The 23,537-nt window shown below is 42.6% G+C and carries 20 protein-coding genes; 4 read left to right on the top strand and 16 right to left on the bottom strand.

The features are described 5' to 3' along the window. Positions 1 to 577: 577 nt before the first annotated feature. The 4 genes from FNW02_RS11925 to hisG form a co-directional block, all read right to left on the bottom strand. Entirely contained in the window at positions 578 to 2,836 is a 2,259-nt protein-coding gene (locus FNW02_RS11925) for a hybrid sensor histidine kinase/response regulator (RefSeq protein WP_191757760.1), read from the bottom strand. Positions 2,837 to 2,841: 5 nt separating this feature from the next. Next, positions 2,842 to 3,267 (bottom strand): response regulator, encoded by a 426-nt coding sequence (locus tag FNW02_RS11920; protein WP_225225600.1) that lies wholly within the window; start codon positions 3,265 to 3,267, stop codon positions 2,842 to 2,844. A 17-nt stretch (positions 3,268 to 3,284) separates the two neighbouring features. Next, positions 3,285 to 5,471 (bottom strand): GAF domain-containing sensor histidine kinase, encoded by a 2,187-nt coding sequence (locus FNW02_RS11915; RefSeq protein ID WP_191757758.1) that lies wholly within the window; start codon positions 5,469 to 5,471, stop codon positions 3,285 to 3,287. 531 nt (positions 5,472 to 6,002) lie between these two features. Next, positions 6,003 to 6,677 carry an ATP phosphoribosyltransferase gene (gene hisG, locus FNW02_RS11910; RefSeq protein WP_191757757.1) on the bottom strand — a complete coding sequence of 225 codons (675 nt, stop codon included), beginning with the start codon at positions 6,675 to 6,677 and terminating at the stop codon, positions 6,003 to 6,005. A 124-nt stretch (positions 6,678 to 6,801) separates the two neighbouring features. Between hisG and rppA the strand changes: the two genes are divergently transcribed. Both rppA and FNW02_RS11900 read left to right on the top strand, forming a co-directional pair. Continuing rightward, positions 6,802 to 7,500: a two-component system response regulator RppA gene (rppA, locus tag FNW02_RS11905; RefSeq protein WP_191757786.1), complete on the top strand. Its 699-nt coding sequence runs from the start codon at positions 6,802 to 6,804 to the stop codon at positions 7,498 to 7,500. A 90-nt stretch (positions 7,501 to 7,590) separates the two neighbouring features. Then, on the top strand, positions 7,591 to 8,151 hold the full coding sequence (locus FNW02_RS11900) for a Uma2 family endonuclease (RefSeq protein ID WP_191757756.1): 561 nt from the start codon (positions 7,591 to 7,593) through the stop codon (positions 8,149 to 8,151). On the opposite strand, the gene FNW02_RS11895 is transcribed toward FNW02_RS11900, so the two are convergent. Next, positions 8,121 to 9,158 (bottom strand): 1-acyl-sn-glycerol-3-phosphate acyltransferase, encoded by a 1,038-nt coding sequence (locus FNW02_RS11895; RefSeq protein ID WP_191757755.1) that lies wholly within the window; start codon positions 9,156 to 9,158, stop codon positions 8,121 to 8,123. The two genes, FNW02_RS11900 and FNW02_RS11895, sit on opposite strands and share 31 nt — an antisense overlap. A 767-nt stretch (positions 9,159 to 9,925) precedes the next feature. Between FNW02_RS11895 and FNW02_RS11890 the strand changes: the two genes are divergently transcribed. Continuing rightward, positions 9,926 to 10,180 carry a helix-turn-helix domain-containing protein gene (locus tag FNW02_RS11890; protein WP_191757754.1) on the top strand — a complete coding sequence of 85 codons (255 nt, stop codon included), beginning with the start codon at positions 9,926 to 9,928 and terminating at the stop codon, positions 10,178 to 10,180. 1 nt (position 10,181) lies between these two features. Continuing rightward, positions 10,182 to 14,288, top strand: a complete 4,107-nt coding sequence (locus FNW02_RS11885) for a PAS domain S-box protein (RefSeq protein WP_191757753.1) — start codon at positions 10,182 to 10,184, stop codon at positions 14,286 to 14,288. 451 nt (positions 14,289 to 14,739) lie between these two features. Here FNW02_RS11885 and arsC read toward each other — a convergent pair whose 3' ends face one another. The 11 genes from arsC to FNW02_RS11835 all read right to left on the bottom strand — a co-directional run bounded on the left by arsC (position 14,740) and on the right by FNW02_RS11835 (position 23,142). Next, positions 14,740 to 15,135, bottom strand: a complete 396-nt coding sequence (gene arsC / locus FNW02_RS11880; protein WP_191757752.1) for an arsenate reductase, glutathione/glutaredoxin type — start codon at positions 15,133 to 15,135, stop codon at positions 14,740 to 14,742. A gap of 211 nt (positions 15,136 to 15,346) precedes the next feature. After that, on the bottom strand, positions 15,347 to 16,015 hold the full coding sequence (gene arsH / locus FNW02_RS11875; protein ID WP_191757751.1) for an arsenical resistance protein ArsH: 669 nt from the start codon (positions 16,013 to 16,015) through the stop codon (positions 15,347 to 15,349). Between the two features lie 360 nt (positions 16,016 to 16,375). Further along, positions 16,376 to 17,071: an MIP/aquaporin family protein gene (locus tag FNW02_RS11870; protein ID WP_191757750.1), complete on the bottom strand. Its 696-nt coding sequence runs from the start codon at positions 17,069 to 17,071 to the stop codon at positions 16,376 to 16,378. A 3-nt stretch (positions 17,072 to 17,074) separates the two neighbouring features. Then, a complete protein-coding gene (locus FNW02_RS11865; protein ID WP_191757749.1) occupies positions 17,075 to 18,133 on the bottom strand; it encodes a PstS family phosphate ABC transporter substrate-binding protein in 1,059 nt (352 codons plus the stop codon). Positions 18,134 to 18,332: 199 nt separating this feature from the next. Further along, positions 18,333 to 18,656, bottom strand: coding sequence for an ArsR/SmtB family transcription factor (locus FNW02_RS11860; RefSeq protein WP_191757748.1), 324 nt, complete (start codon positions 18,654 to 18,656; stop codon positions 18,333 to 18,335). A gap of 157 nt (positions 18,657 to 18,813) precedes the next feature. Next, positions 18,814 to 19,209, bottom strand: coding sequence for a PIN domain-containing protein (locus tag FNW02_RS11855; RefSeq protein ID WP_191757747.1), 396 nt, complete (start codon positions 19,207 to 19,209; stop codon positions 18,814 to 18,816). Further along, positions 19,206 to 19,487: a hypothetical protein gene (locus FNW02_RS11850; protein ID WP_191757746.1), complete on the bottom strand. Its 282-nt coding sequence runs from the start codon at positions 19,485 to 19,487 to the stop codon at positions 19,206 to 19,208. Before FNW02_RS11850 ends, FNW02_RS11855 begins: the two co-directional genes overlap by 4 nt. A gap of 85 nt (positions 19,488 to 19,572) precedes the next feature. Further along, entirely contained in the window at positions 19,573 to 20,805 is a 1,233-nt protein-coding gene (locus tag FNW02_RS11845) for an aspartate aminotransferase (RefSeq protein ID WP_191757745.1), read from the bottom strand. Beyond that, positions 20,802 to 22,019 (bottom strand): iron-containing alcohol dehydrogenase family protein, encoded by a 1,218-nt coding sequence (locus FNW02_RS11840; RefSeq protein WP_191757744.1) that lies wholly within the window; start codon positions 22,017 to 22,019, stop codon positions 20,802 to 20,804. Before FNW02_RS11840 ends, FNW02_RS11845 begins: the two co-directional genes overlap by 4 nt. A gap of 118 nt (positions 22,020 to 22,137) precedes the next feature. Further along, the gene (locus FNW02_RS39535; RefSeq protein ID WP_263627731.1) at positions 22,138 to 22,269 is read right to left on the bottom strand and encodes a hypothetical protein; all 132 of its coding nucleotides are present in this window, start codon (positions 22,267 to 22,269) and stop codon (positions 22,138 to 22,140) included. 351 nt (positions 22,270 to 22,620) lie between these two features. Then, on the bottom strand, positions 22,621 to 23,142 hold the full coding sequence (locus tag FNW02_RS11835; protein ID WP_191757743.1) for a Ycf51 family protein: 522 nt from the start codon (positions 23,140 to 23,142) through the stop codon (positions 22,621 to 22,623). Positions 23,143 to 23,537 lie beyond the last annotated feature (395 nt).

The raw sequence follows: 23,537 nt of genomic DNA, 5'->3' as shown, positions 1-23,537 counted from the left end.
TGAAATTGGAATAATAAAAAAGATTTATGTCCAGAGGCTACGCCCAATACATAAGGCGTCTTCGTTAAATCCCCGGTTTTAAAAGGCGGGAATTTCCTACTCTCTGCACCCCACTCCCTCTTTAAGCAATTAAGTTTTGACGTTATCAATAAAAAATCCATGCGTCAGTCGCCAGAACTCAGATGTGCTGTTAGCGATTGGCAGATAAATAAACGAGTTTAAGATCTCCACCAAATTATAGATTTGATGGCTCAATAATAGCAAATGAGTATTAAATAAAATAGTTATATGCATCAGTTATGCAGCATCATTCTTATGAAGTCGAGCTAGCTATGAAGACAGGTTTTATAAGACAGTTTACACTAACAATGTGAAGACGAATTAATGGGAACTAGTCGATTATATCGAATTTATCCTTGTAATACTCCTCAAAGGTTAAGTGTGTAGAATGGTATAGTCTGTGAACGCGTAACTTCATCAACGCCTTGCTGCCTCAAAAAAAGCTAAGAAAAGGATGTTAATCGATGCTCAATCATAGCAATTCCCAGCGATCGCTCTATTTGGACAAAGCAGCCTGTCACGACATTACTTTCTGTAAAGCAAGCAATAATTCATTGACAGTATAAGGTTTTGGCAAAAACGTAGTGACACCAATATCAGCTATTGTGCTGATCTTATTGTTAGACATGAGTCCGCTGGTAGCAATGATTTTGACTTGTGGATTAATTTTTTGTAAGGTACGGATGGCGGTTAAACCATCTAGTGTCGGTAGCATGATATCCATCAGCACAGCGCTAATTTTGTCCATGTGTTTGGCGTATAGTGCGATCGCCTCAATGCCATCATCAGCAATTATGGTCTGATAGTTGTGAGTTTCCAGCGATGTTCTAGTAATCTCTTGAATGGCGGGTTCATCATCCACAACCAGAATCAATTCTCCATGACCTTTGGGCAGTGTCCAGCTTTCAAGGCTGAGTTTTTCCATTCCCTCTGCGGCTGGTAAATATACATGAAAACGAGTGCCATTTCCTACTTCACTATATACATTTACAAAACCTCCGTGGCTTTTGATGATCCCAATCACGGTAGAAAGTCCCAAACCTGTGCCTTTTCCCACTTCTTTTGTAGTAAAGAATGGCTCGAAAATTCTATCTAAGATTTCCGCAGGAATGCCAATTCCGGTATCGGAAACAGTAATCACTACGTATGGCCCAATTTTGGCTTCCAGGTTCATTCGGGCATAATTTTCGTCAAAAAACACATTTTCAGCAGAGATTTTTAAAGTGCCGCCATTAGGCATGGCATCACGGGCATTGACGCAGAGATTCATCATTACTTGATGGATTTGGGTGCTATCTCCAGAAATCGTCCACAAATCTTGTGGTACATCAGTAAGGATTTCGATGGATTTTGGCAATGTCTCTTTGAGAATTTTGGCAAGTTCTATAATCAGATGTCTAAGTTGCAAAGTGATGCGCTTCCCTTCCACACCCCGCGCGAAGGATAAAACCTGCTTGACTAAATCAGCTCCACGTTTAGCGTTCATTTCCAGAATTTCTAAGAGATGCCGAGTCCGCTCATCAGCATCGGGAAATTTCAGCGGTAGCAGTTGTGCACCCGCCAGAATCGGCGTCAAGATATTATTGAGGTCGTGAGCAATGCCACTAGCCAGAGTGCCAATACTTTCCAAACGTTGGGCACGAAACAATTGAGCTTCGAGTTGTTTTTTCTCGGTAATATCTGTGTCAACAGTGAGAATTGATTTGGGACTCCCTTGTTGATTGCACACTAAACTCCAACGACTGGCTACAAGAACTTCTTTGTTAGTTTTGGTAAGTTTAGTTAACTCGCCTTGCCACTTACCTTTGCTGATGACTTGCAATAGAGCCGTTTCCATTTCTGGTGAATGTTCGTCATACAAAAGCTCACTGGCATTTTTGCCCCAGACCTCTTGAGCTCGCCAACCGTAAAGTGTTTCTGCGCCTTTGTTCCAAAAGAGAATTTGATTGTTTAAATCTCGCACGCAAATTGCATCAGTGGTGACATCAAGTAATGCTGCTTGTTCACGAATTTTTTCTTCAGCCAGTTTGCGATCGCTTATGTCGATACTAGCGCAAGTTACTCCTACAACTTCTTGCCATTCATTCCGCAATGGCTCTACTGTCAAATCGTAATATCGAGTTCCAGTTGCAGTGGTAATAGATACTTCTTCTCGCGTACCTATGCCAGTAGTCAGCACTCCATTTTTAATCACGATCTGATGTTGGGCATCTTCAGCAGGCATGATATCCGAGTCATATTTGCCCAACATGTTTTCAATAGTTAACCCAGAGAAAGGGTTATAAACCCAGGTATAACGTAACTCTCTATCCTGGTGGTAGACAAAGATTGGGGAATTTTTCAGAGCGACCCGAAATCGCTCCTCACTATGGCGCAGTGCCTCATCTGCTCGTTGACGCTCAATTGCATAACGCATGGAGCGTACCAGCAAATCGCCAGTCACTTGCCCTTTCACCAAATAATCCTGCGCTCCCTCCTGCATGGCCCTAATTGCTAGGGTTTCATCGTTTATACCTGTCAATACGATAATCGGAGTTGCTTTTGTTTGATGATGAGTTTTGACAAAGGTTTCCAGCCCTTGGCTATCTGGTAACGATAGGTCTAACAGAATTACATCAAAACTTTCTTTTGCTAAATAATTGAGCGCTTGAGCAAGCGACTCAACGAGCATTAATTCAACCCTAGTTGTGGTAACTTCTTTTAAAAACTCTTGTAACAATAAGACATCACCAGGGTTGTCTTCTACTAACAAAACTTTAATGATTTTAGCTGCCATTACCATCACTCCGGTGGCAGTTTTACGATTGCAAACCAAAAATTTTCTATGGATTGTACAATTTTAACGAATTGATCGAAGTCAACTGGTTTAGTTATGTAGCAGTTGGCAGCGAGGTTATAGGCTTTAAGGATATCTTCTTCGGCTTGGGAAGTCGTTAGAACTACTACAGGAATACGTTTAAGGTTTATATCCGTTTTGATTTCTGCTAGTACCTCCCGTCCGTCCTTTTTGGGCAGGTTCAAATCAAGTAGTACAATGTCTGGATGTGCTGCTGTCGCATATTTTTCCTGTTTTCGTAGAAACGCCATTGCCTCTACTCCATCTTCGACCACATTTAGATGAATTGAGATTTTGCTATCTTCCAGGGCGATCCGCGTGAGTTGGGCATCGCCAGGATTGTCTTCTACTAACAAAACCTCTATAGGCATAATCGCTGATTTTACACTCACGATTGTTTACCTGCTTTATCTGGAATTGTGAAGTAGAAAATCGAGCCTTGGCCCGGTTCCGACTCAACCCAGATATTGCCGCCGTGACGTTCAATAATTTTTTTACAAATTGCTAGACCGATTCCAGTACCGGGATACTTGGTTCTACCGTGCAAGCGCTGAAAAATTACGAAAATGCGTTCGGCATACTGGGATTCTATACCAATTCCATTATCGCGCACCCAAAACAACCATTCATCTTTTGCTGGGATAACATTTAAACTTTGTCTATCCGCGTCTACACCCCCTTTGACTACCCCGATGTGAATTTGTGGAGTTAGATTTTGGCGGAATTTGATGGCGTTGCTAATGAGGTTTTGGAAAACCTGTGTCAGTTGAGTAGCATCAGCTATCACTTCGGGTAAGGGGTCATGGGTAATAACTGCACCGCTCTCTTCGATCGCCACTTGCAGATTAGCGATCGCCTGCTTGAAAACAGCATTACAATCAACTGGTACAAAGGGCTGTCCACGGGTGCTAACACGCGAATATTTCAATAGCTCGTTGATTAGAGTCTGCATTCGGTGTGCCCCGTCTACAGCGTAAGCGATGAACTGATCGGCATTGGCATCTAGTTTGCTTTTATATCTGTGCTCTAGCAGTTGTAAATAACTAGTCACCATCCGCAACGGCTCTTGCAAGTCATGGGAGGCCACATAGGCAAATTGTTCTAATTCGGCATTAGAACGAGCGAGTTCCTGACTGTAGCAAGTTTCTTTTTCTAACAATTGTGCTTGGGATATAGCAATGCCAATTTGGTTAGCTAGTTGCTGTAATAACTCTATCTCAAAGCTATTCCACCTGCGGGGGGTGGCACACTGATGAGCTAACAACAAGCCCCAAATGCCTTCCCTGACAAGAATCGGTACTACGAGGTTAGATCTGACACCAAACTGTTGCAGAAATTCTCGATGGCAAGGTTGAATATGAGCGCTTTCAATGTCTTCCATCGCACTGACTCTTCCTTGGCGATATCTCTCCAGGTATTCTTCTTTAAAGCAGGGGTCAAAAAGATTTTTTTCCAGCATTACTGGCCAACCAGGTAGCACTGCCTCTTGTACCACTGTTCCCGAACCATCAGCCCACAGTTGAAAAACCAATACTCGGTCAGCTTGTAGTAGTTTTTGTACCTCTGTAACTGTGGTCTGGAGAATTTCCTCTATTTGTAAAGTTTCTCGAATTTTTACAGTAATTTGCGCGAATAGTTGCGATCGCCGATTCTGCCGCTTTAATTCCTCTTCTACCTGCTTGCGCTCAGTAATATCAAGTGTGACACCTATCATCCGAGTTGGGTCATTAACCTCGTCAACTCCTCGACCCCGTGCTAACATCCAGTGAACACTGCCATCAGACCAGATATTGCGGTACTCTGCCTGATAATCTGTCTTATTTTCCAAAGCTTGTTTCACAGACTCCTGCACATAGGCGCGATCGTCGGGATGAATACGTTCAAACAACATACCATAGGAAAACTCAGCTTCGGTGGGCAATCCAAAGTTGACCTTGCATTGATTAGATGCAGACAATTCCTCTGTTTTCAGATCAAGTTGCCAGGAACCGAGTCTAGCAGTCTGCAATGCTAGCTTCAACCGTTGTTCGCTCTCAAGTAAGGATGTTTCAGTTTGCTTTACTTCCTCAGCATAACGGGATACTTCAGCTAAGTTTCGCCTTAGTTCTAGCTGGCTAATCACTTGACGACTCAAAGCTAGAAGTGCCTCTATTTGTTTTTGGCTCAGTTCCCGTGGAACTCGGTCAAGCACACACAGAGTTCCTAATACATCTCCCTTGGGAGTGATCAGGGGCACACCTGCATAAAATCGCACATAAGGATCGGCTGTCACTACCGGATTATTTGCCAACTTTTCGTCGGCTAATGTATCTGTAACTACCACAATGTCGCGCCGTTCTTGACAAAGGTAAGATAACCCAACATTCCGAGGCATTTCTGGTACATCTAAGCCGACTCTCGCCTTAAACCACTGACGATGTTCGTCAATGAAATTCACCAAGGCGATGGGAGTGCCACAAATATATGCGGCTAATTGGGCAAGACTGTCGTAGGCTGGTTCGGGTTCTGTGTCAAGAATTTGATATTGGCGGAGAGCTTCTAGTCTCGCCGCTTCATCAGTGCGTTCAGCTTTCATTAACTTTTATTAATAAATCAAAGTATGCTGTCTATTTAAGTTTGGTAAAAAGAAAAACAATACATAATCGCAACCCACATTCTGAGTTTCGAGAGTTGCCTTTTGATTTTCAAACTTTTTTTGTGTCTATGTTCTAAAAGTTTAACGTACATTGACACCGGGATACAGTTTTGCTATTGAGACTGAAAAATCAACAATTCTAGATTTGTCGGTATCTATGCGATCGCTATAACGCTGTAGTCCTATTTAACAGTAAACAGTTAACAGTAATCAGTAATCAGTCAAGATAATTGGGTTTAAGTAGAACCACTAATATCATGTCCGATTAATCAAGCTGAGTAAGAATGTTCGTTTGTAGTCAGGACTTTAGTCCTGACTTTGGGGACTGAAGTCTCCACTACAAACTGCTTATTATGGCTGATTTGGCGGACATCATATAAAAGAGCGATCGCTTGCAACTGAAAACTAATAACCCAAAGCCGATTAGTGGTAGGCGCTATCTAACAGGTATAAATTCACCACCATCCGCCATCAGGACTGATTACTGATTACTGTTGACTGATTACTGTTTACTGTTGACGCCTCTCGCAGCTTGCTAATTAAATCGCTGAGATTACCCGTATTCAGGCGATAACTCAGAGGATGAGCAATTAATCGGGCTGTACTTTCATACAAAGTGGCAATCTCAACCAAACCATTTTCTCGCAAAGTCCGCCCCGTAGAAACCAAATCGACGATCGCCTCGGACATGCCTGTAATTGGCCCTAGTTCTACTGAACCATACAGTGGTACTATTTCTACAGGTAAATCTAAACTATGGAAATATTCACGAGCGCAATTTACATATTTAGAAGCTACTCGATCATGGGGTAGTAAATCTAAAGGCGATCGGTAAGAACTAGATGCTTTTACCGCTACCGACATCCGACAATGCCCAAACTGCAAATCTACCAAATGTGCAACTTGCGGCTGTTTTTCTCGCAGCACATCGTAACCAACAACACCCAGTTGTGCCTGACCATATTCTACATAAACTGGCACATCCTGCGCTCGTACTAGCAGCCCTTTGGCAAGTCCGGTAGCATCAGGAATTTGTAGTTGGCGAGTTCCTGAATCTAAAAAGGCGCTAAAATCTAATCCTACAGATTGTAGCAGGCGGATGCTATTTTTAAGTAGTTCCCCTTTTGGCAATGCAACTGTCAACATACTTTTTATTAGTATCCTTGTTGGCGTTTCGACGAGTCCAGTCACCGTCTTGGCGGTTTCCGTTACGATGATGACTGGCGCGGTTCATTAATGAGAATATCTCTATATGCTTACCACAAGCAGCATGAGAATTTTATTAGTTGACGATGAAGTTGAATTAACTGGCCCCCTAAGTCGTTTGTTAAGTCGCGAGGGTTATAGTGTGGATGCCGCCTATGATGGGACAAGCGGTAGCGAACATGCACAAGCAGGCAATTATGATCTCTTAATTTTAGATTGGATGCTGCCTGGAAAAACGGGGTTAGAGATTTGTCAGGAATTGCGACGCCAAGGTAAAACAACTCCGGTTCTGTTTCTCACAGCCAAAGATACTCTAGATGATCGTGTAGAAGGTTTAGATGCTGGTGCGGACGACTACTTGGTGAAACCGTTTGAACTACGGGAGTTACTAGCACGAGTCCGTGCTTTGTTGCGTCGTTCTGGTTCCCAAACCTTTGACACTATCAGTGGAAGGCTGACTGTAGCGGATTTAGAACTTGATTATGAAAATCAAGTGGCTTATCGTCAAGGACGCATCATTGAACTATCGCAAAAAGAAAGCCAGCTACTACAATATTTTATGGAAAACACTGGACAACTGCTAACTCACGCCCAGATTTTGCAAAATTTGTGGCAAGATGACGAGCAACCCAGTAGCAACGTCATAGCGGCATTAATTCGCCTACTGCGCCGTAAAATTGAGGTGGGTAGAGAAACTCAATTGATTCACACTGTATACGGCAAAGGCTATCGCTTCGGCGCTTCCTCAGTGGAGTCAGTTTAGTATGATCGCTAGTTGGGTGAATTTGTCCTATAAAATAAAATCAAACTAATCCTCTTGTCTAGTGGTAGAACAAAGGCTAAACCAAGTGTCATGACTGTAACTACCTACAAATGGACAATTGAACGCTATCACCGAGCAATAGAAGCTGGCATTTTTGAGGATCAGCCCATTGAACTATGGCGTGGAGAACTGATCGTTATGCCCCCAGAACGAGAACCTTACGCCTACTACAACACAGAAGCAGCAGATTATCTGCGAACACTACTCGGTGAACGGGCAAAAATCCGTGATGCTAAACCCATCACTCTCCTCAATAACTCAGAACCCGTTCCTGATGTTGCCATTGTCAAACCTTTAGGCGAGGTATACTTAGAACACCATCCTTACCCCGAAGACATCTTCTGGATTATCGAATTCTCTAAGGCCACACTGAGTAAAGACTTAGGTGAGAAAAAAGACATTTACGCCCAAGCAGGCATTGCTGAATATTGGGTTGTTAATCTTAAAACTGCTCAGTTGCAAGTATTTCGAGACTTAAAAAATGGACAATACACAACTAAACTAATACTAACGACAAGTACTATTGCTCCCCTAGCGTTTCCTGATATATTTGTTCAAGTTCAGCGCTTCGTAGGTTTCCCAAGTAAATGATTAAGTTGAAGTTGCAGTTTTTCCTGTAATTGTTGTGCCTGCCGATAAGCTGCTGCACGCCCTTTAGTTGAATTAATATCCTTTTCAAAAGGTTGAATAAAGTAGCGTAGACGTGATCTCATTGCCCAAACTCCCATTGAGGGAAACAAAAGTAAGATCAGCATCAAAGGCGAGAATGGCAAGAATGGTAATTTAAATAATCTCTGCAACTTTTTGAGGTTAAATGTCCAAGGATGTAAAGCTTCACTACCAATGCAAACAACTGGGAGAATAGGAATGTGATAGCGATCGCTCAGTTGAATAAAGCTGACATCGAATTTTTGCAGATGATAACGTCTTCTCCAACCTTTAAGAGGCCCGCGTAAACCTTCGGGTGCATATAAAAGAATTTTACCTTGGGTGTTAGTTGCGATCGCCTTTTCAAAATCACCTAACTCTGCTCGCACAGCACCCAAAACCTGTGACCATTTGGGTGGTAGCCACCAAATCACCCAAGGATGCTCAAATAATGATACTCCTGCTAAAGGTTGTACTACCCAGCCTCGTGTGCCTAATAGATAACCCAAGGTCAAAAAGTCCCAAGGAAAACACATCCCTGCATGATTCATCGCCACAATCATCGAACCTGTTTGCGGCAAGTTATCAATTTGTTGCAATTCCCCACGAAAATAATATTTAACTATAAAACCAAGAACTTCTTCACGAAATGCTTGTTGATATTTGGGATTAAATTCTCCCACTTCTGTTCTTGGTGAACGACAACCAAGACGCAACCAACGCATCAGCAATGCTAGATAAAATCCACCAGGAATTAAAAATAATCCATATTCTAACCAATTCCAACCATCTGGATCAGCGTGATAGTGTTGCCAGTGGCGGTTGAATAAAATCAACCAGCCTGGAGGATACCAGATACAGAACCAATCAAACCAACTAAATTTATAGCCTTCACCCGAAGCTTTTTCTCGTTGAGTGTTTAGGATTTTTTCCGATTGTTGATTAATCACAACATTTAAATCAGTAAACAGTGAACAGTAAACAGTAAACAGTGGGGGATTTCAACCCGCCAGATAGCTCCTGCTACTAATCGGCTTTGGGTTATTAGTTTTCACCTGAAGCTTTTTCTCGTTGAGTGTTTAGGAGTTTTTCCGATTGTTGATTAATTACAACATTTAAATCAGTAAACAGTAAACAGTAAACAGTTGGGGGATTTCAACCCGCCAGATAGCTCCTGCTACTAGTCGGCTTTGGGTTATTAGTTTTCACCTGAAGCTTTTTCTCGTTGAGTGTTTAGGAGTTTTTCCGATTGTTGATTAATTACAACATTTAAATCAGTAAACAGTGAACAGTAAACAGTAAACAGTTGGGGGATTTCAACCCGCCAGATAGCTCCTGCTACTAATCGGCTTTGGGTTATTAGTTTTCAGTTGCAAGTGAGCGCCACTATAATGCTTACCCTTAAACCCAATTATGTTTACTGTTTACCGTTTACTGTTAACTGTTAAAAACATATCCTAGCTTTATCGCTTTGCCATTGCCATCCTGCCCTAGGAGTAAAATTAACTACATATCTGCACAACTAGATAAATTGCAAAAATTAAAAAATCAGGTATTTTTTGCCAAAAGCGATGATATTTTGGTAAAAACTAGAAAGGCAAAGTGTTAGTTAAAACCTAAATATACAGTGATGTCCTCAATAAGTCTTCGCAACACTACACAAATTCTTCCCCAAGCTGGAGACAAATGACGCGACACTTGTCCTATTATTCCTACTATGGAATTAAAAAAGCCGCTCAAAACCTCAGATTTAATCCGTGAACTTCGGCAGCAACTCGATCTGTCTCAAGAAAAGTTTGCAGCTAAGTTAGGCGTTTCGCTGCGAACAGTCAATCGCTGGGAAAACGGATATGCCATGCCATCACAAATGGCACTAAAGCTAATAGAAGAAATGTTACAGAAGATGGGTGAACCAGGCAAAACACTACTGAGGCAGTATCGATCACAAGCGGAGCAGAGGGAGAACTTCTGAAATGACGCTAACAGCACCCGAAAAAATGTTGATGATCCGCTCTCGGTTACTAACCTATGGTGTAATGATTCTGTCCGTAACAGCGGCGCTATTGCTGACGCCACTATTACAGCCAGCCCTTGAGCCGAGTGTATTTACATTATTTTATGCTGCTGTGGCAGTTAGTGCCTGGTATGGCGGCATAGTTCCGGGAGTGTTAGCGATCGCTCTATCTGCTTTAGTGGTCTTTTACTTTTTGATCGAGCCAGTCTACGCGTTTGAGATTGTTAGCTTGAGCATCTTAGTACGATTAACCACGTTTTCCCTAGTATCCTTTCTAATTACTGTACTTTCCTCTGAGTTGCGAACTGCTAGACGCAAGGCAGAGACAAGCTTGAAGTTGCTGCAAAACAGCAAAATGCGATTTAGCCGACTGCTAGAATCTAACATCATTGGGGTTATCGTCACCGATATCAACGGCTCGATCCTTGAAGCAAATGATGCCTTTTTGAAAATGGTCGGCTACACGCAAGAAGATTTATGCACTCATCGCCTGAACTGGCGCGAGATCACCCCACCTGAATATCTTCATTTGAGTGAGAGTTCAGTGCAAGAACTCAAAACTCTCGGTATATGCCAGCCTTTTGAAAAAGAATACATTCGCAAAGATGGCTCTCGCGTTCCTGTTCTAGTCGGTTCTGCTTTTGTAAGAGACACTCAAGAAACTTTCATTGGCTTTGTTATTGATTTGAGCGATCGCAAATTAACAGAACAAACCTTGCAAGAGAAAGAGGAGCGCTTGAGGTTAGCTAACGAGCGTTTTGAGTTGGCAGCCGCAGCGGTCAATTGTCTAATCTATGACTGGAATCTAGAGCAAAATAACGTTGAAAGAACCGAAGGTTTAACGCGAATTTTGGGCTATTCCCTCGCCGAAGCTGAGCCAACTAGTAATTGGTGGAGTGAACTTGTCCATCCAAAGGATTTACAGCAGATACAGAACGATGCAGCTGTGGTTTTGGCAAATAGCGATCGCTATGTCAGTGAGTATCGAGTTCGCAACAAGGAAAATCAATACATTTATGTGCTAGATCAAGGGCTAGTAGTGCAGCGAGATGCTGATGGACAACCGATACGCGTAGTTGGCAGCACCACAGATATCAGTGAACGCAAACAGGTAGAAGCGGCGCTTCAAGAACAGGAGAAAAAATACCGCTATATCTTTGAAGCCACAGGTGTGTCGATTTTTGAACAAGATTTTTCTCTTGTCAAAGCCGCACTTGATAATTTAAAAGCGCAAGGCGTCCAGAATTTTTGCACCTTTTTTGCTGAACACCCTGAGTTCATTCAACAAGCAGTTGGCATGGTCAGAATTGTCAACACAAACAATGCAGCGATGCGAATGTTTGGCGCTCAAGAAAAAAACGACCTTCTGGCTTCGCTTCACCAAATATTTGTACCAGAAACTCTAGAGGTGTTTGCCAAAGAACTCTTAGCTATTACTAATGGCGATACTTACTTTGAATCGGAAACAATTCTGCAAACTCTTCAAGGAGAGCGCCTTAACATCCTGTTTACAATCACATTTCCGTCGCCAACTGCTAATTTTGACAGTGTATTGGTGAGCATAATAAATATCACAGCTCGCAAACAAGCAGAAGCAGCGGTTCAAGCTAGTGAGGAGCAGCTCAGGAGTTTTGTGGAAGCGAATGTTGTGGGAATTCTCTTTGGTGATGTAGATGGTGGCATCAGTCAAGCCAATGATGAATTCTTGCGAATTGTTGGTTATACCCGTGAGGATCTCCAAGCAGGTAGACTACGCTGGATTGATATGACGCCCCCTGAGTACCTTTATTTAGATGAACTAGCGATCGCCGAAGCCAAGGCTAAGGGAGCTTGTACTCCTTATGAGAAGGAATATATTCGCCCGGATGGTTCTCATGTGTCGGTTGTAGTTGGCTACTCCTTGTTAGGAGAAGCTAAGCACAAATCAGTTGCATTCATTCTTGATATTAGCGAACGCAAGCATATTGAAAAAGCGCTGCGCCAAAGTGAAGAGAGATTTCAAGCTTTTATGGACAATAGTCCAGCTGCCGCCTGGATTACAGATGGAGATGGGCGTGTACTCTACCTGAATCAAACTTATTTTCGGACATTAAATTTATCAACAAACAAGGCGATCGGCAAAAATATCTTTGAGCTATACCCTGCTCAAATCGCTCAGCCGTTTCTCGATAACATTAAAATGGTTGTCGAGACAAATCAAGTCGTTGAGGCAATGGAGTCGGCCCCACGCACAGATGGCACACTTGGCGAATTTTTGGTATATCAGTTTCCAGTTGCCGATACGTCTGGGCATCACTTAGTGGGAGGAGTGGCAGTTGACATCACCGAACGTGAACACGCCCTTCGGGAACGTCAGCTTGCAGAGCAAGCCTTGCAAGAGCGCAGTGAACGACTCAAGCTTCTTTCTGAAACAGCCAGTGATCTGCTTTCAACAGAGCGTCCGTTAGATTTAATGAACAGCTTGTTTAGTAAACTCTCGGCGCAGATGGATTTGGATTTTTACTTTCACTATCTCATCGATACGCACGAGAATAAGCAAAAACTGCGGTTAGTAGCTTACAGTGGCATCACTGAGCAAGTATTTCAAGCAATTGAATACTTGGAATTTAATGAGGGAATGTGCGGAGTGGTGGCAGAGGAAAAACGTCAAATTGTCGTCAACGATGTGCTGCACTCTACCCATCCAAGAGCACACATCCTCTACTCTTTAAATATCACAGCCTATGCAGGTCAACCGTTAATTGCTCAAGGAAAGTTGCTTGGCGTACTCTCCTTTGCCAGCCGCACCCGTACCCACTTTACCCCAGAAGAAATTGCCCTGCTGCAAGCAACCTCAGATCAGGTGGCGATCGCTCTGGAACGCGCTGATCTCATGGCTTCGTTACAGCGACAAAAAGAGCAATCAGTCCAAGCTAATCGAATCAAAGATGAATTTTTGGCAGTTCTCTCCCATGAACTCCGTACGCCACTAAACCCCATCCTGGGCTGGTCAAAGTTACTGCGAACTAAAAAGTATGATCAAGTAACCACTGATCGCGCCCTCGAAACTATTGAGCGTAACGCCCAGTTACAAACCCAACTAATCGAAGATTTGCTGGATGTCTCTCGCATTCTCCAAGGCAAACTGAGCCTGAATGTGAGTCCGGTGAATCTGACATCTGCGATCGCTGCGGCCATAGAAACCATGCGTCTAGCCGCTGAAGCCAAATCAATTAATCTGCAAACTGTCTTTGAACCGCACATAGGACACGTGGCGGGTGATTCCAATCGCTTACAGCAAGTCATCTGGAATCTACTTTCCAACGCTATTAAGTTTACACCCCAAGGCGGACAGGTAGAAATCAGTTTAGCGTCTTCTGGTTCTCAGGCTCAACTGCAAGTGCGTGATACAGGTAAGGGAATTAGCCCTGACTTTTTACCCTATGTATTTGACTACTTCCGCCAAGCTGACGGCGCAACTACCAGGAAATTCGGTGGACTAGGCTTAGGATTAGCGATTGTTCGTCACATCGTAGAGCTGCATGGCGGCACAGTTCACGCAGAAAGTTTAGGTGAGGAACAGGGTGCAACTTTTACAGTTATGCTACCGCTAATGAAGATTAATTCCAAAAGCCTTGAGATTGGTAGACAACCTGATGATTCTGTGCATCTAAATGGGGTGAAAGTTCTGCTTGTGGATGATGAGGATGATACACGAGATTTGATTGCTTTCATTTTAGAGCAGTCTGGTGCAGAGGTAATCCAGGTAGCTTCGGCTGTGGAAGCACTACGCGCTCTACCTCAGTTCCAGCCAAATCTGCTGTTAAGCGATATTGGCATGCCTGACGTAGATGGCTATATGCTGATGCGTCAAATCAGAGCCATGCTACCAGATTTGGGAGGAATGCCAGCGATCGCCCTAACTGCTTACGCTGCTGAGGTTGATTATCAACAGGCGATCGCTGCGGGATTTCAGCAGCATATCACGAAGCCAGTGGAGCCAGCTAAGTTAATTCGCGCGATCGCGAACCTGATTGATGGTCATAGCCACCCGCAAACTAGCTTACAGCAAGTTTTACACGAATAGACCACAGTAGGGTGGGCATTGTAATGCCCACCCTACAACTGATAATGCGATTGCGTCGAGCGACAATTCGATTGTATCGACCTGCAAAAATTAACTCACCTTATTCTTATTCCCATGCTCAGCATGGGAATAAATTAAATCAGTGAACAGTAAACAGTTATCAGTCCTAACGTCGTATGGTAGGGGATTTAAACCCATCAGATAGCGCCTCGTACTAATCGGCTTTGGGTTATCAACGAAGGAAGAAGTTTGAAGTTCGTAGGAAGAAGGAATTTCTTCAAACTTCTTGATATAAAGGTTTAAAACCCCAACCTAAAACTAAACTTCTTACGAATTTCTTCTTCCCTCTTCCTTCTTGAATAGTTTTCAGTTGCAAGTACTCGCCCCCGTAGTGATTCCCCTTAAACCCAATTATCTTGAATGTTTACTGTTGACTGTTTACTGTTGACTGCTAACTAAGGGACTCAATTAACTTGACAACTCGTTCCTTAACTTCATCACGAACGCGGCGAAAGGTTTCAATTGATTGTCCCTCTGGATCATCAAGTTGCCAATCTTCAAAGACATCTCTTAACACCCAAGCTTCGGGTAAATTTACCCCGCAACCGCATAAAGAAATCACCGCATCGTAATCTTCGGGATTGAAATCACTTAAAGCTTTTGATGTCTGATTGCTAATATCAATACCAATTTCCGACATGATATCAACAGATTTGGGGTCTACATGACTTGATTCCAACCCGGAACTACTAACAGCAATTTTGCCTGCTCCTAAAGTCCGAGCAAAACCCTCTGCCATTTGGGAACGTCTGGAATTTTTCTTGCAAACAAACATTACTCGTTTCATGATATTTTTGGTACTTGATAATTTGACAAAAGAAAACTTTTATAAAAAGGTTTCGGGAAAACCCATTCATTCTCGGTAGGTGATGAAAGACGCCCCAACGCCGTTAACAGTTAACAGTCAACAGTCAACAGTCAACAGTCAACAGTCAACAGTCAACAGTCAACAGTCAACAGTCAACAGTTAACAGTCTTTCGTGTTATCCCATCTCCTTTTATGGGTGGGATGAGCTATTGACTTCTAGCGCACTATTCGCTACCTTGATAGCTTCCTGCGCTGCTTTTTCCTTACGTTCGCTGTGGCGATCAGTTAAGTAATCCACCTTGTCACGCAACAGCAAGGTAAATTTATAGAGTTCTTCCATCACATCGATAACGCGATCGCGGTAAGGTGAATTTTTCATAGTTCCATCTTCGTTAAACTCCTGATAAGCTTTCGCCACCGAAGATTGATTGGGAATCGTAAACATTCGCATCCAACGCCCCAAAATTCGCAGCGTATTCACAGCATTAAAAGATTGAGAACCACCACTTACTTGCATGATTGCTAAAGTTTTTCCTTGAGTTGGTCTAACAGCTCCTAAACTTAAAGGAATCCAATCAATTTGGTTTTTGAGGATACCAGTAATATTGCCGTGCATCTCAGGAGAAGACCACACTTGACCCTCAGACCATATACTCAATTCGCGTAATTCCTGTACCTTATGATGAGTGTCCGGCACACTGTTGTGAATCGGTAAATCAAGAGGATCAAAAAATCGAACTTCTGCACCAAATTCCTCAATAATCCTAGCTGCTTCTTCTGCTAACAAGCGGCTATAAGAACGCTCTCGCAAAGAGCCATATAAAAACAATATTCTCGGTGGATGATCAAAAGAGGTCATTCAATTTTACATTTTAGGTTTTGCGGAAATTTGTAAGGAGGGTTTCCCTCTGTAGCAAACTTTTCAAGACAGATTTTGGATTGATACTACAGATAAATCTGCTTGCTCTGTAACATCAAAGAATGTCATCCATGAATATCATCAATAAGCTCTAAATCACGTAATTTCTTCTTAGTTGAAATCAGAATTCTGTATTTACTTGTGCATAGTTACAGCAGCTATTCAAGTTTGCTTAAGCAAAGCTCGTCGTAGACATCGCCTATATAGCCGTCCTAAATGATTTATGAAATTCTCTATTTCTTTCTTGGTGGCTTGGCGGTTCGATAGTTTTCATATTCAAATGACAAACCCCACTTTCCCTTATTCATTAAAATCTCGAAAACCATTAGAAAGTTGCCCATAAACTACAACTGCTAATTGCGCTCCTAAAATTGGTGCAACCCAATAAACCCAGTGATACTGCCAAATTCCTCCCACAAAAGCAGGGCCCAAAGAACGCGCCGGATTCATACTTGCACCAGTAATTGGCCCCATAAACGCCGCCTCCATTCCCACAGTTAACCCGATAGCCAACCCAGCAAAGCCAATGTGTGCGCGGCGATCCAATCCAGAACCAAAAATTATAAACATCAAAATGAAGGTGAGAACAAACTCCAACACCAAAGATTGCAACCAATTACCATTCAGTGGTAAAGTCGCACCTAAATTGGCAACTCTTCCCAAACTAATTAGCAGAAAAGCTGAAGCTGCGATCGCACCTATTAACTGCGCCAAAATGTACGGCAAAACTCGCCGTTTTGGCAAAAAACCACTCTTCCAAAACGCTAGTGTCACCGCTGGATTGAAGTGTGCGCCGCTAATATGCCCGATTCCGTAAATCAACGCAGTAACTACCGCACCAAAAACAAAGCTAATACCAATATGGGTAACAGCACCTTGGCTTATGTCATTTACCATGACTGCACCAGTACCCGCAAATACTAAAATAAAAGTGCCAATTCCTTCTGCTAAAACCTCCCGTCTGCACTGGGAAACTTCTTTTAAAAATGACTTCATTATCTAAAACTTCGCTTGTTTTCGTAATAACTCCCCAAGCGTCAGATTCAGCTGAGCCTCCCCATCAAATACTGTTCCCACCTTGCCATTATAAAAATGAACATTATCCAAGTAGTAGCCTTCATTTGGTAAAGGCACATAGCCCACAGAACTAACTATTTTTGGTGCTTTTTCAATGTAGAAATTTACGAATTCTTTGACTGGCCGTTTCTTTTGTGCAGACTCAAAATTAGCGTAGATAAACAAAGGTCGAGATAGTGGCTGATACTGGGCTTTTTCTACTGTTTGACGCGACGGTAGCACTGCACCCTTGCCGTTGTTGACTGCAATAGCTTTTAATTTACCTTGGTTTTCTTCGTAATAGGCATAGCCAAAGTAACCTAAAGCATTCGGATCTTGACTAATTCCTTTGACTAAAACTTCATCGTCTTCGCTGGCTGTGTAATCGTTGCGACTAGCTCTAACTTTGCCTACTACTGCCTCTGTGAAGTAGTCAAAAGTACCAGATTTCTTGCCTGCACCATATAAAGAAATTGGACGATTTGGCCAAGACGCACGCACCTGGTTCCAACGGGTAATTTTCCCTTCAGCAGCAGGTTCCCAAATCTTTTTCAATTCTGCAATGGTGATGTCTTTTGCCCAGTCATTTTGCGGATTAACGGCGACGGTAAGGGCATCAAAAGCAACAGGTAACTCGTAATACCTCACGCCATTTTTGTTACAAGCTTCCATCTCTGCTTTCAAAATCGGTCGAGAGGCGTTGCTAATATCTGTTTCTCCAGCACAGAATTTTTCAAATCCGCCACTGGTTCCAGAAAAGTTCACTTGAACTTGGGCGTTATTCTTAGAGTCGGCTTGAAACTCTTTAGCGATCGCCTGGGTTATCGGATAGACTGTGCTCGAACCATCTATCTTGATCGTCGTCACCTTCGCGGAATCAGTGACTTGTGTCACCTTTGACGATGGCTGAGTTTGAGTTGATGAATCGGAAGTGGCTGTGCAACTGGTCGCAAAAGCCAAAATTCCAACTGCGAGAGCCAGTTTTTTTGGTATTGCCTTCATTGACCTCACCTGTATGTTTGATATTGAAGGTATATTTATATCATTTCAAAAAAACTTGATATGTCAATTACTAGGGCACTACTATATACAAAAATTCATCAATAAAACTTGATGTTATACTTTTGCTGAGGTCATTAACCATGACTGCGCCAGTATTTATAAACACCGCAGAGGTTTCCCAAGTGCGAGTATCAACTCTCTAATCGCAGCGAGAAAGCGCAGGCAAAACTACACGCTTCTGGTGAAAATTCGCCAAATATTCCTCTAAAATCCTAAATTGGGAAAGATTCAAGCTGTAATAAATCCAGCGCCCTTCCTGACGGGTGTGAACTAAGCCTGCTTCCTTGAGAGTTTTCAGGTGAAAAGACAGTTTTGACTGACTTACCCCCAAGGCGTCACACAAGTCACACACACACAGTTCTTGCTGTCGTAGTAGTTCTAGCACACTAATTCTGAGTGGATCGGAAAGGGCATGAAAGCCAGCAGCAATTAAATTAGGGATAGTAGTAGCAGGGATTTGCATGAATTAAATTTCGATAATAGATGCTATCTCTATTGTGAAGCAGAGAATACAGCTTCAGAGATTGTAGCGTGGGCATTGCTATTTATGCTTCTATGGATTTACCAATTTTTGAGCGCAACGCCTACACTGTAAAATTAGCGATTCATACACTTAACAATCAGGGGAAAATTCTTTTTACATCAGAATAAGCAAGTATTATTTCATCTACACTCACCAAAGGAACATCATACATTCTTGCTGTTGAAACGATAATTCTATCGGCTGGATCTTTATGAAAATTACCTGGAAGTGAGTAGGAATCAATGGCAATTTGTGGAGTAATTGATAGAATCAGCACTCCTTCTTGTGCCAAAGCAATATTAAACCATTCTTGAATCGAACAGGGAAGAATTAACTTATTTTGGGTAACAAGTCTGCTAATCTCTAACAAACTTATGGAGCAAACACCTAAACCATGAGGTCTTTCTTTATTTATTGCCTCACGGTGTGGAAGAGTCAACCTTGAATCATTGTGATTCCACCAAACCCAAATATGAGTATCAAGAATGATCACACATTCACTTCAAAATTTTGATTCATTTCCCAATCATCAGGAGAAATAGCAGGTTCATTAGGATCTGCTAAATAAGCATAGGGTTGCATTTTTAGAAGAGGATTAATGGCAAATTTGCCTTGATTCTCATAAGAGTATCTAATTTGCCCAAACTTTTCTTGAATACTTTCCCTCAAAATAGAAGAAGCTAGTTCTTCAACAGACATTTCTTTTAAAGCAGCAGCTTTAATTAGAGAGTCTTGAGTTTCTTGACTGATGTAAATATTCGTACCAATCATTTTTAACTCTTTCTACTTTTTTACATGATATCAAACATCATCAGCAAAAATTTTAGTCATGTAATGTTGGGTTTTCTTCCTCTATTCAACTAACCAGATCGGCGATCGCTTCTGAATTAGAAAGTGGGGCTTCAGGCTGATAACGGATGCCAGCTTGCTTGAAGCGATGTAAAGCTTCACCCAAGCGATCGCAGTCTGCAATCAAACTTATTCGCACATACCCCTCACCCGCAACTCCAAAGGCATTTCCTGGGGTGACGACAACGCCAGTTTGCTGCAATACATCGAGGGCAAAATCTGTGGAACCCCTACCAACAGGACACTTCACCCAAAGATACATTGTCGCCTTCGTTTTCGGAATATCCCAACCCAATTGTCCTAATCCTTGAATTAGAAAATCGCGGCGGGTACGGTAGCGTTGTTGCACTTCATGCAAATAAACATCTGGCAGTTGTAAGGCGGTTTCTGCTGCTGTTTGCAAGGCGGCAAAAATGCCATAATCCAAGTTGGTTTTGAGAGTTCGCAAACCTTGAATTACATGACGGTTCCCTACCACAAACCCCACACGCCAACCAGCCATATTATATGTTTTAGATAAGGTGTGAAATTCCACACCAATTTCTTTCGCGCCAGGAATTTCTAGCAAGCTAGTTGGTTGATAACCATCAAAAGCCAACTCGGCATAACACAAATCATGCACCAGTAGAATTTCATACTTGCGGGCAAAGGCGACGATTTCTTCAAAGAATTCGCGGGGGGCGGTGGCAGCTGTAGGATTGCTGGGATAGTTGAAATAGAGAATTTTGGCTTGTTCAGCAACAGCATCAGGAATAGCAGCTAAATCAATTAACCAGTCATTCTCTGGTTTGAGAATCAAGCTGTGGATTTTCCCACCAGCAATTACCGGGCCCCGGAAATGGGCAGGATAAGCGGGAGAAGGAACCAGAACTACATCACCAGGGTTAATGTAAGCGATCGCTAAATGGGTCAATCCTTCTTTAGAACCCAGTAGTGGCAAAGCTTCGCTATCGGGATCAAGAACCACACCATAGCGCCGATGATACCAGTTAGTGATGGCACGACGAAAACTTGCAGTGCCTTCAAAAGGAGGATAACCGTGATTAGCGGGATCTTTCAAAGCAGCGATCGCTGCTTCTACCACTGGTTGTGGTGTTGCGCCATCGGGATTTCCCATGCCCAAATCAATTAAATCTAGCCCTTGTTCTCGTGCCTTAGCTTTAAGTTCATCTAGACGGGCAAACACATAAGGTGGCAGTGTTTGTATACGTTCTGCTGGGACTATCCAATTCAAACTCATTCCTCAACCTCATCACTCATTCCTCTTATTGAGACTCGATTAATCGTCGTGTCTCTACTATCTATTGGTGCGGTGGTAGAAACCATCGCAGCCATCAACTGTTCCGGTGCGACTTTAAACGGTAGTCGATGGATGTCAGAATTAGGAGATAGGGCAATTTCTGCCGACCGTTGCAATTCGCCTAATGTGATATTGCCTAACCCCAAATCACTTAATTTTTGTGGCAGTCCAATTTCTGCATAAAACTTTAACAACTGTTGCCGTGCCGCAGCAGCTAATTGATTGCCTTGTAACATTTCTTCTAACCGTAGCTGCACCAAGATCCCAAAAGCAACTTTTTCACCGTGAATACTGCCATGTCCTGAAATATGAGTTAAACCATTATGCACGGCATGGGCTGCAACGGTGCGACACTGCGCCCCTCCTAGTCCCCCAACTACCCCAGCCAGTAAGACGGTAGCGTCTACAACTTCTCGCCATTCGCTACCAGGTTCTTTGAGGGCGGCGGCTGACTTTTGCAACAGGATATCTCGCAAAACTCGCGCTTGTTGGACTGCGGCAATGATTAAAGTATCTTGTGAGTGTCCGCTGCTCACTGAAGCTTCGTACCACTTAGCGATCGCATCACCAATTCCAGCTACCAGGGTACGTTGTGGTGCAGTTTGAATCAAGTCGTAGTCGAGTATTAATAAATCTGGACAGCGAGACAATGCGACATCGTAAAGAAACGCTCCTGCTTGTGAATAAACATTTGACAAGGCACTCCACGCTGCACAGGTAGCAGCCGAGGTCGGAATTGTCACTACTGGTAACTGCAACTGCTGCGCGACTAATTTAGCTGTATCCAGTGCTTTTCCGCCACCTACACCGATAATCACATCAGCTTGATGTGCTTTTGCGGTTTTCTGTAAAGATTCCAAACTAGCTTTGCAACAATCCACGCCATAGGAGGCTTGAGCAGTATCTAACTGTTGTTCTCCCAGAATTTTTTGCAAACTCTTTTGACTATTGTCAAAAGTGCGTAAATTTGCGATCGCTTGCCGTGAGGTATCACCTGTCACAATTAAGGGACGACTTCCCAAATGGGCAATCTCTTTTGTGGCTGTTTGCAACACGCTAGAACCACGGATTACCTTGGCTGGGGCAACTGTGAGTGTAAATAACGAACTAGAAGTTTGAGTAGACACAGTTTGAGTAGAAGATTGATTAGGCATATAACTAGTTTGCCAAAAACTTGATATTTCTTAATCAAATTAGACTTGCGGCTAGAAATTCGGCGTTGCCACGCTGATTTCAAGATGACTATGAGTTTACACTTGACTCAATTAGGTTTCAGTCGTCATGAAATACAACTCGGCTGTTGCTGACTGGTTGAGCCGTTTGACGAAGTGGCTGGATAAGATTGACATTAGCCTTAAATTCCGAACTATCAAAATTTTGAATAACCGTATAATTAATTAACATTATCACTCTGAGATTCCTAGGAAAGTTATCGATAACCGCTAATTAGGCTTTAGGGGAGCTCATTCATTCCACCTGATTGCCTTTAGGAATCGGTGAGTATTCTTAATAACCATTGCCCATTCACAGCACACTGATTAACTTTTTACCAGAATCATTAGATTAATATTTTAATATAAAAATAAAGATTTTTGTATTATAAAGTACAAAAAAAATTAGATTAACCTGGTAATAAATCAATTATTGATGACTTTTGAACCACTAAGACACTAAGACACGAAGGTAAAAAGCCCGTAAAAATCTGAAATATGGGAGATGGGGAAAATATAGAACAAACCCCACCCCATGACGAAATTAAGCGGTAGGTTTTGGCAATTGGGCGAATTTGTCCGGGTAAATTTCCACTGTCATTTCAGAATTTTCACGAGAAACCAGCGATCGCTTTACTTGACCTAAGTAAACTGGTACAGAAATGCCTGGTTCTGGGTGAATAATAGTACGGGCGCGAACTGTCAGTTGATTATCTTGCCTTGTACCTAAGCGACCATAAGAATAGAGATTACTAGCTGCTTGACGTAAAGTTGCATCTAATTGTGTAGGGGAAATTTCGGGTGATATAGCAATCACTGCTTGTGTTGCGCCATTGTCATAAACTAAACTGAATCGCACCGCTCCTGGAATAACAGTACGACTCAAAGGGGCTAATGAGAGTGCAAATAAACCACCCGTCAGCACCAGCATGAAGCCAGTCGTACCCACAAGCCGAAAGCGGATGCCCCATTTGAGAATAAAAGCCAAAACTGCTAAAGCAGCAAATACCAAGGTGGCGATACCTGACCACTGGGTGTACTGAAGAAAGTTAGCTGTAGTGAGCATAAGGTTGGTTACTGAGGCGTCTTTTTTTTCATTACCGACACACTCATTTTACCGATTGCTTACATCATAGGGGTTATCACAGTCACTACTTGATGCGAATGTAGCCTGCAACAAGTTTCAAAATCAGTAAACAGTAAACAGTAAACAGTTATCAAGGCGTATGATGGGGGATTTAAACCCGCCAGATAGCGCCTGCCACTAATAAGCTTTGGGTTATTAGTTTTCAGTTGGAGGTGATCACCGATATAGTGATTCCCCTTAAACTCAATTATCTTGACTGATAACTGTTTACCGTTTACTGATAACTGTTGAAAGTGAGCGATAAATCGCTCACTACGAACCTCTCAACACTAGTAATGCCAACAACTAATAGATTGATTCCCATCATTTGAAAC

The organism is Komarekiella delphini-convector SJRDD-AB1 (genome assembly GCF_014831675.1).
Taxonomy (GTDB): domain Bacteria; phylum Cyanobacteriota; class Cyanobacteriia; order Cyanobacteriales; family Nostocaceae; genus Komarekiella.
The sequence above is the reverse complement of the archived record's forward strand: the minus strand, read 5'-3'. Positions and strand labels throughout refer to the sequence as shown.